8 protein-coding genes are annotated in these 13,934 nt (G+C 39.4%); 3 read left to right on the forward strand and 5 right to left on the reverse strand.

All coding sequences use genetic code 11. The annotated features are described in order from the left end of the window. Nucleotides 1–26: 26 nt before the first annotated feature. On the reverse strand, nt 27–1,712 hold the full coding sequence (locus PL8927_RS03985) for a TPM domain-containing protein (RefSeq protein WP_197047305.1): 1,686 nt from the start codon (nt 1,710–1,712) through the stop codon (nt 27–29). A 631-nt stretch (nt 1,713–2,343) separates the two neighbouring features. On the opposite strand from PL8927_RS03985, the gene PL8927_RS03990 reads away from it, so the two are divergent. The 3 genes from PL8927_RS03990 (at nt 2,344) to PL8927_RS04000 (ending at nt 10,901) form a co-directional block, all read left to right on the forward strand. Further along, nucleotides 2,344–3,834, forward strand: a complete 1,491-nt coding sequence (locus PL8927_RS03990) for a GGDEF domain-containing response regulator (protein ID WP_083617862.1) — start codon at nt 2,344–2,346, stop codon at nt 3,832–3,834. Between the two features lie 59 nt (nt 3,835–3,893). Continuing rightward, nucleotides 3,894–9,179 carry a PAS domain S-box protein gene (locus tag PL8927_RS03995; RefSeq protein ID WP_083617865.1) on the forward strand — a complete coding sequence of 1,762 codons (5,286 nt, stop codon included), beginning with the start codon at nt 3,894–3,896 and terminating at the stop codon, nt 9,177–9,179. A 318-nt stretch (nt 9,180–9,497) separates the two neighbouring features. Then, nucleotides 9,498–10,901 (forward strand): sugar porter family MFS transporter, encoded by a 1,404-nt coding sequence (locus PL8927_RS04000; protein ID WP_083617867.1) that lies wholly within the window; start codon nt 9,498–9,500, stop codon nt 10,899–10,901. A 70-nt stretch (nt 10,902–10,971) separates the two neighbouring features. On the opposite strand, the gene PL8927_RS04005 is transcribed toward PL8927_RS04000, so the two are convergent. The 4 genes from PL8927_RS04005 to PL8927_RS04020 all read right to left on the reverse strand — a co-directional run bounded on the left by PL8927_RS04005 (nt 10,972) and on the right by PL8927_RS04020 (nt 13,345). Then, nucleotides 10,972–11,499 (reverse strand): hypothetical protein, encoded by a 528-nt coding sequence (locus tag PL8927_RS04005; protein ID WP_083617870.1) that lies wholly within the window; start codon nt 11,497–11,499, stop codon nt 10,972–10,974. Between the two features lie 16 nt (nt 11,500–11,515). Then, nucleotides 11,516–11,638 (reverse strand): hypothetical protein, encoded by a 123-nt coding sequence (locus PL8927_RS28795; RefSeq protein WP_269322004.1) that lies wholly within the window; start codon nt 11,636–11,638, stop codon nt 11,516–11,518. Between the two features lie 194 nt (nt 11,639–11,832). Continuing rightward, nucleotides 11,833–12,510 carry a transcription antitermination factor NusB gene (gene nusB / locus PL8927_RS04015; RefSeq protein ID WP_083617872.1) on the reverse strand — a complete coding sequence of 226 codons (678 nt, stop codon included), beginning with the start codon at nt 12,508–12,510 and terminating at the stop codon, nt 11,833–11,835. A 91-nt stretch (nt 12,511–12,601) separates the two neighbouring features. Beyond that, nucleotides 12,602–13,345, reverse strand: coding sequence for a DUF502 domain-containing protein (locus PL8927_RS04020; protein ID WP_083617874.1), 744 nt, complete (start codon nt 13,343–13,345; stop codon nt 12,602–12,604). Nucleotides 13,346–13,934 lie beyond the last annotated feature (589 nt).

The following is a 13,934-nucleotide window of genomic DNA, read 5'->3' on the forward strand; positions in this document are numbered from 1 at the left end:
GACAGTAAACCCTTAACCCTCAACTGTTAATAATCTCCTCCGGCGCCTCCACCTCCACTGCTACCGCCTCCAAAATCACCCCCTCCACTACTACTAGAACTTCCTCCCCCACCGGAACTGCTACTACTACTTTCTTGGGGGATAATTTGTTCTGTTTGATTTTGATAATTACAACATTGACAAGTGGAGGTAATTAACCGAATTCCACTGTGATAGGTTGTAGCTTGTCTAGTGATTTGTGAGGTGCGAGTAACTGTTAATTCGTTACCCTGGGGACAATTAAAAAATTCAGAATCATTTAAAACATAAGCTCGTAAATAGATAGTATCTCGACTAATAACGGATGTCACATCAGGACACCACCAGCCTTCAAATTCAACACTTCCTAACTCCTGAGCTACTTTTTCATGATCTGTTAAAATCGATAATACTTGATCCGGTTCTAAAATCTGCATTCGGTGTTGAGAAGTTTCCTCATAAAAAGGACGAATAGAACTTTGTCGATTTCCTTGTATACAAAAGCGTTTATACAGTGAATTCGCAATATATCCACTCCCGATCAAACTGAGAATTCCCGACACGATTAATGCTCGCGTATTTTTATCGAGATATCCAATAAAATCCCAAATATAGCCTAAGAATTCATTTAAAAATGCAGCCAGAAATACAACCCAAAAAATCCAGACTACTCCACAGACCAAGAAGAAAAATGTTGTTGAGGTGACGGCTTTATTTTGAGGATTTTGCCAATTAGCAAAAAGGGATAATAAATATAACAGTAAAATCGTGACTAAAATAACAGAAACTTGGGGAGAATTCCAGTAAACCCAAGGAAAATAACTCACAATACCGAATAAAATTAACCCACTGACCAGTATAAATAATCTCCCCAACCGATTATTTTGATTTAAGGGAACCCAGGATTGGCGTCCTAGTAAAGTACACAAGTAAATCATATAAATGATCGGTACTCCACCGACCCAAAGCCAACCCGGATAGGTTTGAACAAGAATTGATAAAGCTATACTATTGATGGCAAATAAGGTAGCAAACGCGCCAATATGGATCGATTTTTTTACTCCAGCATTAGTAGGATCAATATTTTTAATCCGAGAATAAGTGCCCAGTTGAATAAAAGCAGGTTGTTTAGCTTGACGTTTGGCTGTTTGATAAAATCTATAGGACAATAAACCCGATGATAGCACTAAAAACAAGGTAAAATTAGAAATTTTTTGTCCCAAGGAAACCCCTGGAGGATAAATTTCTTGGGCTAAGATTGAAATCAGAGCTTCTGTTCCCGCTAAGGTGCCTCCATCCCAATCTTTTTGTTTAAAATAGGGAATAATTCGAGTTTGAATAATTCGTCCGACGCGAGCATCGGGTAAGGCTCCTTCTACCCCATAACCCGTTTCAATTTCAACCCGACGATCTTCGACGGAATTTAAAAATAAAACCCCATTATTCTGTCCTGTTTTGCCAATTTTCCAGGTATTAAACAGTTGAGTGGTAAAATCCTTGGGTGTGGGGGAAGGTTGCGTTGTCGGAACCGTAACAACTGCAATTTCTGTGCCATTTTTTGCCTCTAATTCAGCAATCATTTGATTGAGTTTGGCTTCTGTTTCTGGACGCAAAATATTTGCCATATCAGTTACCCATCCCCCATTTTGATGTCTAGGGTTAGGAACTTCTTGAACAGTTAAAGCCTGAGTCAAGATCGGGAAAATTAACAAGGAACAGCAAAATAAGATGATCCAAAACAATCGTTGTTTCTGTAATTTGAATCGGTACATAGGAGCCATATCCTCAACCTTAAATTGAGATTAAAACTTTAAAAAAAGTTGATTTACAGAACAGAACGTTGACGAAAGTTGTTTTTTTCTCAATAATATCAACATTGTTCTGCTTAAGAGTATGAAAAATAATTAAGAACTTCAAACTTTTGTTTTCTCCTAAAGTTTTTATTTACAGCCTTCTGGTTTTAATTTAGCATATCTAGTGAAAAACGTTCCTCTAGTCCTACCTTTGATGATGATCGCGTTGACTTCTATTCTCAATAGATAAGATAGAAGCCTGATCTGAGTATAATAGTAAGTAATCTCAAATTAGGGGAGTTTAGTGGGTTCCATTGAATACGATCAAATCTTAGCAGAGGGAAAGGTTCAGTTTTGGTCTGAATTACAGGTTTAAATCCCTGAGAGGAAAGTATAAATAATTTCGTCTCAATAGGGGTTTTTGGAAAAAAATCCTGATCAGATTCAAGATCAATCCGTTCAATTGAAAGAATATATCCATTTTAAAGGATAGTTTAATCTGTGGCTTATTTTATTAACTGACTCAGCGCGAATGTATGTCTCTCCCAATTCTGGATCTAGGGCGGATTTGCTAGTTATTGATGATACACTGGCAAACTTAAGGCTCTTAGTTAATCTGCTCCGAGAAAACGGCTATAAAGTTCGAGCCGTTAGTAATGGTTATGAGGCTCTGGAGACGATTCAAAAGAGTCCTCCTGACTTAATTTTGTTAGATATTCTTATGCCCGATTTATCGGGTTATGAAGTCTGCAAACGTTTAAAATTGGATGTTAATACTCAAGATATTCCGATTATCTTCCTCAGTGCATTAAGTGATGGATTAGATAAAGTCAAAGCCTTTACTGTTGGTGGTTCTGACTATATTACAAAACCCTTTCAAGTAGAAGAAGTGTTAGCACGGGTGAAAAATCAACTCACCATTCAATGGCACAAAAAACAACTCCAGCTTGAAATTTTAGAACGGGAGCAAGCTCAAGAAGCATTACGGGTGCAATATCAACGGGAACAGGCCTTAAATCGAGTGATTCGGTCAATTCGCAATTCTCTGGAAATTTCTACTGTATTTTCTACGGCTGTCACCGAAATTGGTCAACTCTTACAAGCAGATTGGGTAGCAATTGTTCAACATTTCTCTCAACACCGTAGTTGGCAGCCTATTGTTGAATATTTTCCCAATTCTGATCTCGCCAAATTAGTTAATGCTAAACTCTCAAGTCCCCGTTATTTATTAACAGAACGTCTGAAATTATTACAAACTTTTTGTGTCGAAAATCCTCAAGAAATCCTCGATGAATTTAATCAAGACTTAGTTGAACAATATCCGAGAATTTGGTTGCAGATTCCGGTTTATTCCGATGGGGAAGTTTGGGGAAGTTTAAGTATTGTTAGACATCACTCTGTTCCCTGGTCAGAAACTGACGTAGAATTAGCCGTAGTGGTCACGGATCAATTAGCGATCGCAATTGGACAATCTCAACTGTATCAACAACTGCATCAAGTTAATCAAGAATTAGAACATCTGGCTAATTTAGACGGATTAACACAAGTTGCAAATCGCCGCAGGTTTGATCGGGTTTTAGAACAAGAATGGCTGCGATTACGACGCGAAAAGCTCCCTTTATCCCTAATTTTAGCGGATATTGATTATTTCAAATTATATAATGATACTTATGGTCATTTAGCCGGGGATGATTGTTTAAGACAAGTTGCCCAAACCATTCATCAAACTCTCAAACGTCCTGCGGATGTAGTTGCTCGTTATGGAGGAGAAGAATTTGCTGTCATTCTTCCTAATACCTCCCTACCTGGAGCATTACAAGTTGCTGAACACATTCGACAAGCGGTTTTTAATTTGCAATTAACCCATCAAGCATCCCCAGGAAAGGGTGTAATTACCCTGAGCTTGGGGGTCAGTAGTTTAATTCCCCCTATGGATGAAGAACAACAGATATTAATTCAAAAAGCAGATCAAGCTTTATATAAAGCTAAAAAACAAGGGAAAAATATTGTGTGTAAGCTTTAATATCAAAAAAGCTCTGTTTCATTCAATATTATACATAAAAATATAGAGGGACAGGTGTTATGAGGACAAACCAGCCATCATTTTTATCAAATCTGATTCCATCTTCAGCAGGACTGAAACGTTTTTCTCAACGGATTAGTTTAGTGATTGGCTGTTTAGGATTTCTGGGGTTACTCAGTGAAATTGGGCGAACTATTATTGCCGATAATATTTTCCTGAATTTAATTTATTTTAATTTTTACACAGCTATTAGTTTAATTATCAGTGGATTAACCTTGGGATTATGGCACAATAAAAACCTGTCTATCCCCGAATCTCAAAACTCAAAAATTCTAAAGTTAGGGATTAAAATTAGCGGATTTTTAATTATTACAATCGCTTTTTTAACCCTATTTTATAATATTTTTAATCTGCTTTTAGTTTCTCAAGTTCAACCTAACTTCACGGGTTTATTCCTAGAACCAATGGAGACGAATACTGCTTTAGTTTTTCTGATGGTAGGAGTGGCTTTACTCCTATTAAATATGGATCAACCTAATGCTCGTCTGATTGATATTATCGTGATTTCGGGGGGATTTATTAGCTTGATTAAACTGTTAACACCTATTTACAACAAGGTTTATTTTTCCCCAACAGAGATAGGAGGGCAAACGGCGATCGCATTGTTGTTGTTGTGTAGTGGGATATTAAGCGCTCGTCCCCATCAAGGATTAGTGAACCTAACTGAAAGCAATTTGCAACCCGCCCAAGCCAACGGGAAAAATCATACTAAAATTATTGGTTTTTTGCGTGATATTAGTGAACAAAAACCTATAGAATCTCACCTCCGTGAAAGTGAAAAACGATTTCGCAGTGCCTTTGAAAATGCCTCTATTGGGATGGCAATATTGAATTTAGAGGGGGAGTGGTTACAAGTAAATCAGGCATTATGTGAAATGCTGGGGTATACTCAGACAGAATTATTAAATTTAACCTTTCAAGAAATTACCCCTCCTGATGACTTAGAAACCGATCTCGAAAATTACTATAAATTATTAAATGATCAAATTCAAACTTATCAAAGTGAAAAACGATATATTCATAAACAAGGAGAGATCATTTGGATCTTACTGAATAGTACACTGGTTCGAGATGATCAAAGAAATCCTTTATATTTCATTGCCCAAATTCAAGATATTACCCCTCGTAAACAAGCAGAAGTCGCCCTCCAAGACAGTGAAGCCCGTTTTCGAGCTATTTTTAATCAAACCTTCCAATTAATGGGACTTTTAACCTGTGAAGGGATCACGTTAGAAATTAATCAAACCGCCTTAGATTTTTCAGGTTTACAACGCCAAGATGTAGTAAATCGACCCTTTTGGGAGGGATGTTGGTGGAGGACTTCTCCTGAAACTCAAGCTCAACTTCAGAATGCAATTTTTCGCGCGGCTCAAGGGGAATTTATTCGCTATGAAATTAATGTTTTAGATCGGGATCATAAAATGACAATGATGGATTTTTCCCTGCGTCCGTTATTTGATGAAACCGGACAAGTCAAACTTTTAATTTCTGAAGGACGAGATATTAGCGAGCGCCAAACTCTGCAACGAGAATTAGCCCAACGAGAATCTTGGTTAGATGCTTTTTTTGCTTGCGCTCCCGCCGGATTATTAATTTTAGACGATCAAAAACGATTTATTAAAGTTAATGATTCGATCGCCAAAATGCACCGAATTCCGGCTCAAGATCATATTGGTCAATCAATTCAAGATGTTTTTTGCGAATATACAGCGATTTTAGAATTTGTTTGTGATGAAGTATTAAATAAAGGCAACCCCATTCTGGATTTAGAAATTAGTGGCGAATATACTTCTCCAGGGATTAGAAGTTATTGGATGGCATCGTTTTTTCCCTTATCAACTAATAGTCAAGGCTGTTCTTCAGGAGTGGGAGGGGTGTTATTAGATATTACCGAACGCAAACGAGTAGAATTAGAATTACGGTCTGTCAGTGAACGGTTTCAATATTTGCTGACGGTGAGTCCGGCCGTTATTTTTAGTTGTCAACCCCAGGAAGATTATGACATTACCTTTATGAGTGATAATGTTCGGAGTTTGTTGGGTTATTATGCCCCAGAATTCCTCAGAAATCCTAGCTTTTGGTTAACTCATGTTCATCCTGAAGATATTAAACTATTGCGCTCAGGATTACAACGGATTTTAAGGCGAGATGTGTTTAGTTATGAATATCGATTTTTAGATTCTGATCGCACCTACCGTTGGTTAGATATGCAAATGCGGTTAGTTCGAGATACCAAAGGACAACCCTTAGAAATTGTCGGATATTGGGTTGATATTACCGCTCGCAAAAAAGCTCAATCTGAACTACAAATCACCCAAAGACGCTTACAAACTGTAATTGAAACGATTGCAAATGGGATCACCTTAAGTAATAACCAAGGAGAATTTTTGATTTTTAATTCTCAAATTGAAATGATCACAGGATATAGTTTAGAAGATACGGAAAGCCACCCCAATTTTATGCAGTTGCTTTATCCTGATAGCAGCGCTTATAAACAGGCGGGAGACCGTTTACAACAGGTGATTCATGAAGGCGCGTTACATAATATTGAAACAACGATTATTACCAAATTTGGAGAAACGAAAACTCTATTGGTTTCAACAGTATTATTAGAAGATGAACGCGGAGAATTATTTTTAACTGTGTATCAAGATATTACCGAACGCAAAAAAACTGAAGCTGCATTACAAGAAGTTAATGATCTATTACAAGCCACAATTCAAGCGGCTCCCGTTGCGATTGATGTGATTGATCAAAATGGTAAAGTATTAGTTTGGAATCCAGCAGCAGAACGCATTTTTGGTTGGACTTTTCAGGAAGTTATTGGGAAAAAATTACCGATGATTCCCCAGGACTCAAAACCAGAATTTCAACAAATTATTAATAATACTTTCGTTAGAAATACCCTCAGTCAAGTGGAAACGCAACGTCAACGTAAAGATGGATCTTTAGTAGATATTAGTTTATCGACGGCTTTAGTGCGAAATTCCCAGGGTGAAATTATTGCAGCGATGGGAATTTGTGAAGATATTAGTGAACGCAAACGTACAGAAGAAGCCTTGCGTCGTTATGAACGAATTGTAGCAGCGACAACGGATCAAATTTGTTTAATTGATCGTAACTATATTTACCAGTTAGCTAACCCCGCCTATCTCAATCTTTATCATCAATCTTTAGAAACTTTGATTGGTTTTCCTTTAATCCATTCTGGGGATCAACAGCAATTTGAACAAATGATTAAACCCCATTTAGAACGGTGTTTAGAAGGAGAAGTTATTCATGATCATTGTTGGTTAAATTCTCCTCTATTAGACTCTCAATTTCTGAGTATTACTTACGCACCTTATTATGAACTGAATCAAGATATTTCTGGAGTTGTGATTAGTATTCGGAATTTAACAGAACTGAAAATTGCGGAACAAAAATTGCGTCAAAGCGAAGAAGCGTTAGTAGAAGCTCAACGCATTGCTCATATTGGAAACTGGAAATTTGATGTCGCCACTCAAACCATGAGGTGTTCAGAAGAAATGTTCAGAATTTTTGGATTAGAAAAACCCGATCCTGAACTCAGTTATGATGAATATCTACAGTATGTTCATTGTGAGGATCGTCAGAATATTGAATACCATATTCAACAAGCGATTCAAGCGGGAATTTCTTATGAATTAGACTATCGAATTATTCGAGTTGATGGTTCAATTCGGTATTTAGAAGTTCGGGGAGAAGGGGTGAGAGATGAACAGGGAAATATCAGGCAACTGTTTGGAACGGCTTTAGATATTAGCGATCGCAAACAAGTCGAATTAGAACTGCAAAAAGCCAAAGAAGCCGCAGAAATTGCCAATCAATCTAAAAGCATTTTTATTGCCAATATGAGCCATGAATTAAGAACCCCCTTAAATGCGATTCTGGGATTTGCTCAATTAATGAGTCATGATCAGACTATTCCCACCTATCAACGAGAAAATTTAGACATTATTCGTCGCAGTGGCGATCATCTGCTGCATTTAATTAATAATGTTTTAGATCTCTCCAAAATTGAAGCGGGACGAATGACTTTAGATGAAAGTATCTTTGATCTTAATTATTTAATTTTATCCCTTTGGGAGATGTTTCGGTTACGGGTAGAAACCAAAGGACTAAAATTTACCCTAAATCTGCAACCGAATGTTCCTCAATCTGTGATCTCCGACCCCAATAAACTTCGCCAAATTTTAATTAATATTCTGGTAAATGCTATTAAATTTACCCAGAAAGGCGGTGTCAGTTTAACAATAAAACAGGTTTCTGATCTCGGTTCTCAGTCCAAAATAAATAGTCAAAATCTGATGCTTCGATTTGAAATAGAGGATACGGGAGTCGGAATTGCTGAGACGGAATTAAATCATATTTTTGATGCCTTTGTTCAAAGTCAATCGGGTAAAAAAGCACTAGAAGGAACGGGTTTAGGACTTACAATTAGTCGGAAATTTATTGAATTAATGGGAGGCGTTTTAGGGGTTCACAGTACCGTTGGTGTCGGAAGTAAATTTTGGTTTGAAATTCCCCTACAGTCTGCACAAATGAACCCAGTTCAATCTCCCCTCCAAAGCCGTCAAGTCCTATGTTTAGCCCCCGGTCAACCCACCTATCGAATTTTAGTGGTGGATGATCAACCGGAAAACCGCCAATTGATGATTAAACTCTTAAATCAAATTGGATTAGAGGTTAAAGAAGCTGAAAATGGAGAAGAAGCTCTCAAGCTGTGGCAAGAATGGCAACCTCATCTGATTTGGATGGATATTCGGATGCCAATTATGGATGGTTATGAAGCGACTCAACACATTCGCGCCAATTTACAAGGTCAAAATACCGTCATTATTGCCTTAACCGCCTATGCTTCTAAAAGCGATCGCAATTTAGCTATATCCGCCGGATGTAATGACTACTTAAGTAAACCCTTCCAAGAAGATGAATTGTTTAGCAAAATGGCTGAATATTTGAAATTGGAGTATATTTACGCAGACACCCCCAATTCAGCCCCCCAATCCCCCATCTTGCCCTTTTCTGTTAGCCTATCTTTAACCTCAGAAAGTTTATTGGTGATGCCTTCTGAATGGATTACCAGCCTACAGGAAGCAACCCTCCTTTGTGATGAAGAAGAAGTTCTACGTCTGATTGCACAAATCCCCCCCGAACATCAAGCCTTAGCGACCAGTCTCCGAGCTTTAGCCCGTGATTTTCAATTCCAACACATTAGACAGTTAACTTTTCCAATAAACGACGCTGAAAGTCCCCAGAATTGATCCAAAATATCAAAGTCAGAGTCAGATTTTTACCGAGCAATGGTTAGGGTTTTAAAGCAGTCGCCAAGGCAGTTAGGACATAGACTGATGCTAAAACCTAAACAGAGTGTTTTCCTGTCTGTTCCCTGTTCCCTGTTCCCTGTTCCCTGCTATAAGTCTAAAGAGTGATGTTGTTCTACCTCTTTAGATGAAACAATATTTTTATAGACAGAAATTAATAATACTCATCATGAGTATTCCTACTATTTCTTATCGGAAATCCTTAAATGTTTGCTACTGATATAAGTTTGAATTTTAATTCAATAGGAAGAAAAAAAAATGACGGTTCACCATCAACCTGTTCTTCATCAACCTAGTGTTTATTACGCCCTAATGTTGGCGATTGTCGCCGCTCTAGGAGGCTTCTTGTTTGGCTTTGATACGGCCGTGATTAATGGGGCCGTAGGAGCATTAGGAAAAGAGTTTCAAGCCAGTAGTCCCCAAATCGGATTTGCCGTTTCTTCGGCCTTATTAGGGTCAGCCGCCGGAGCGTTCTTTGCCGGACAAATCGCCGATCGTTACGGACGAGTAAAAGTCATGATCGTCGCTGCGGGCCTATTTTTGATTAGTGCTGTCGGTTCCGGTATTGCTGTAACCATTTGGGATTTTATGTTTTGGCGGTTAATAGGAGGGCTAGGAGTTGGTGCTGCTAGTGTGATCGCCCCAGCTTATATTGCTGAAGTTTCACCCGCCCACCTCCGAGGTCGTCTCGGCTCTCTCCAACAGCTTGCCATTGTCATCGGTATTTTTGCGGCTCTACTCTGCAACTACTTTATCGCTTTAGGGGCGGGTGGAGCCGCAGCTTCGTTTTGGTTCAATATTTCGGCTTGGCGTTGGATGTTCTGGATGGAAGTACCACCCGCCCTTCTCTATGGACTTGGAGCGCTGAGAATTCCCGAATCTCCGCGTTATTTAGTGGCTCAAGGTCGGGAACCAGAAGCTGGGGTTGTCTTAGCGCGAGTGGTGGGGGGAGATATCCAGGCTAAAATCGTTGAGATTCGATCCTCGGTTTTGCGAGAAACGAAGCCTCGACTCTCCGATCTCGTCGGTCGTCATGGACTGTTACCTGTGGTTTGGATCGGGACAGGTCTATCGGTGTTGCAGCAGTTTGTGGGAATTAACGTGATTTTCTATTACAGCAGTGTCCTGTGGCAGGCGGTAGGCTTTTCTGAACAGGATTCTTTGTGGATTACAGTCATTACCAGTGTGACTAATATTGTGACAACCCTAGTGGCTATTGCCTTTGTCGATAAGTTGGGACGCAAACCCTTACTGATCCTGGGTTCGATTGGGATGACGCTGACATTAGGAACTCTGGCGGTCGTTTTTGGTAGTGCCCCACTCGATGCGGCTGGAAATCCTAATTTAACGGGAAATGCTGGACTGATTGCCCTATTCGCTGCGAATATCTACGTTTTTTGTTTCGGCTTTTCTTGGGGGCCTGTGGTGTGGGTAATGTTGGGAGAAATGTTTAATAATAGAATTCGCGGTGCTGCACTTTCTGTGGCGGCTACGGCTCAGTGGATCGCCAACTTTGTTGTCTCAACCACCTTCCCACCCCTCAAGGATATAGGATTAGGTTTTGCTTACGGTTTATATGCAACGGCGGCTGCTATTTCTCTGTTTTTCGTTCTTCTGTTGATTAAAGAAACGCGAGGGAAGGAATTGGAAGAAATGGTATAGGAGGTAATAGGCAATCTTGCTATAGGTATGTGAACTACATAATAAGGTGGGAGAAGCAAGAGTCTAATGGTTATTTTAATAAAGGATAAACTGCTTGAGGATTCAATTGTCTACGACATATTTCTCGCCGTTCTAAATTATTGGCATAGCATTGATTAATAGGAATTTCTCCCTGAGCAGGAGACACTAAACTTTCAATGAGTATGACTTCCAATGGACTATTGACCACGCGACCAAATAGTCCTGTTTCTCCTGGTTTAAGTTCTGTGGGATTAACTGTTGCTTCTCCGGCTTCTAGTGCTACTAATTGATCATTCTGTTGTTGATATTCTTGATAATTAACTTTTAGCGATCGCATGGAAGTTGTACTATTATTTTTAACTTTTCCTTCAATAGAATAACGAATTACTGTTCCTTCTCCAACTCGCACTAATTTAACATCACTCACGGTTACTCCTGAATTTTGAGAGAGAATTACAGGTGCAGGATGTGGGGATGAATTTGAGGAAGAAATAGGCGGATTTGAAATAGCTTTTAATCCGGGTATTAGTCCGGCCATAATCACAAATGCTAAAGCCCAAGGTAAATCAAGTGGCATGATGAAATCTCCTGAATTAAAATATTATTCTAAAATGGGCAAATAACCGAAAGGCGGCGACTAACCGTTGCTGATGATGTAGACGTTCATCTTCGACTCGTTCAAAGGTTGGGGGCTGGGGTAGGTTAAACTGAATCATAATTTCCTGAATGGGTTTCTGTCTTCTGTTGTAGCTCAGGTTAAGGCTAGAAAAATTTTTTTGAAAAAGGGGTTGACATTCCGAGAGAAAGGGAGTAGATTAGTAAATTGTGAGAGGAAAACAAGCGAAACGCAAAACCGCTAAATCCTCAATAATCACCGAAAAGTTTACAAAGCTTTCCTGGTGCCTATGGCTCAGTGGAACCACTCCGATCCATCTCGAACTCGGCTGTGAAACNCAACGGTTAACTCTGGGACAGTTACTTTCAATTTATCGACAAATCGACGGAGAACGCCATTAATAAAACGATAACTTTCTTCATCGCTGTAGCGTTTTGATAATTCAATAGCTTCATTAATTGCCACTTGTTCTTTTAAGTCTAAATACATTAATTCTGCTACAGCGATGCGTAAAATATCTCGATCAATTCGGGCTAATCGATTCAGTTGCCAATCTACCATAGCATCGGTTAATAACTGATCAATTTCAGCTTTATGGTTACTGACTTGAATTAAAATATCTAGGGCATAATCCCGGACTTCCTGTTGATTTGCCAGTTGAACTAATTCCGGTAATTCCAGGGCGGTACTGAGGCGATTAATGGCGGTTTGAACTAATTCTATAGCTTCATTGACCATAGCTCGCGCACTTTGTAAATCACTCGCTCGAATTTGACTCCCCAAGAGGCGATCGCTACTGCGTTGTAATTCAGAAACGGCCGTTTCTAAAGATTCTTGACCTTCAGCCGTTAACGTTCTAACGGCGGCAATTAAAACATCATGTAATTGTTGAAGTTCTAGGCGCTCTTGAGTCGCCGGGAGTTGACTAATTCCCAGTAAAGCGAGTTCACGAGCAGTACGACGAGCTTGCATAAGTTTAAGAATTTAAGAATAAAGAATAATAACTGACTTTCAGGACATTTCCCCAAACCCTGAACTCTTGATGATTTTCAAGTTTGTCTGTTTAATTTTCGCCGATCCCAACCCCCTCATCTTCTAGGACAACAGATTGTAGTCTATTTTCGCTGGGGAGAAGGGATTCTAATTTCGGATTAGGTTTAGGGAGGGCTTTTACGGGTAAGGATGTTGAAGACACAATCCCACCGGATACGATAATTTTAAACGCATCTTCTACCGAAAGAGCCAGATTGAGTACCTCCTCTTCTGGAACAACAGCATACCATCCACTGGTCGGGTTCGGGGTTGTGGGAATAAACACACTGATCATTTCCTGCGACAATTCCGACTGGATATCACTGTTCACCGACCCAGTTACAAAAGCCAGTGACCAAATCCCTCGACGGGGATATTCAATTAAGACCACGCGACGGAATTTATCGTTAGAATCTCGTAACAGGGTTTCTAAAAGTTGTTTGAGGGTTTTGTAAACCGAACCTGCTAGGGGAATAGCTTGTAAGATTCTTTCACTAAAGGCCAAAAGCCACTGTCCCGCAATATTACGAGCCATCAAACCAATAAATAATATCCCTAACAGGGGTACAGCCAACCCCACCAAGACATTCAGTAGGTTGACCAGAATTGGATGCAAACCATCAAAGGGATTAATTTGCTTAGGAATGCGTGTCAGAAACTCAATCACAGAACTGGCGATAGTGATCGTCAACCAGATCGTGGTTGCTAAGGGAATCACGACCAACAGACCCGCAATTAAGTCATTTTTCAAGTCCTGCTTCAAGCGTTGGAACACAGAGCGTCCACTCTCCTCTTTAATCTAACTGGCTAATCAATCCCCATCCTTGGTATCAAGTCTGGTGTTTCTCTTTCTTATTGTTAACGATTGTAAAGAATCATTGCAAGTACAAGCATTGTACTCGGCTCCTCAAGTCGGTCTGTACCATAAAAGGTTCAAATCGATTCCAAAGGATTGAGAGATAATTTATTTATTATGTCAGCTTTTGTATATTTTGAAACAAAAGTAGGTTTGGTCGTCAACAAGGAATAGGCAATCTTGCTAGAGGCGATAGTTATTCGTTGCTACCTCTGTCTCAATCATCAGTAGTATACATACATTTAAGGATTTCCTATAGAACCCCTTAGACATCTTTCAGGAAGTGGCTGCTTTTTTAGTTGATAGACGATTCCCTTGAAGATCTCTCGCTTTGTCCAATTACTCGGTCAGGTCTGCTTTTGGGTCGCTAATATCTCAAGTAACAGGGATTAAAATATTTCCCACTCTGCATGGGTTAGGGATCTCGAATAAGTCATGAGATTTGGAATTAGGCTCCTTACCGAATCTAGGAAGAATTGGGTTTGAAACCCCAATTTTGCTACACCAA

Source organism: Planktothrix serta PCC 8927 (genome assembly GCF_900010725.2).
In the GTDB taxonomy this organism is placed as follows: domain Bacteria; phylum Cyanobacteriota; class Cyanobacteriia; order Cyanobacteriales; family Microcoleaceae; genus Planktothrix; species Planktothrix serta.

Excerpts from the sequence above, each read along its gene's own strand:
- PL8927_RS03990 (WP_083617862.1), top strand. The coding sequence starts at position 2,344 with ATGTATGTCTCTCCCAATTCTGGATCTAGGGCGGATTTGCTAGTTATT.
- PL8927_RS03995 (WP_083617865.1), top strand. The coding sequence starts at position 3,894 with ATGAGGACAAACCAGCCATCATTTTTATCAAATCTGATTCCATCTTCA.
- PL8927_RS28795 (WP_269322004.1), bottom strand. The coding sequence starts at position 11,638 with ATGATTCAGTTTAACCTACCCCAGCCCCCAACCTTTGAACGAGTCGAA.
- PL8927_RS04000 (WP_083617867.1), top strand. The coding sequence starts at position 9,498 with ATGACGGTTCACCATCAACCTGTTCTTCATCAACCTAGTGTTTATTAC.
- PL8927_RS04005 (WP_083617870.1), bottom strand. The coding sequence starts at position 11,499 with ATGCCACTTGATTTACCTTGGGCTTTAGCATTTGTGATTATGGCCGGA.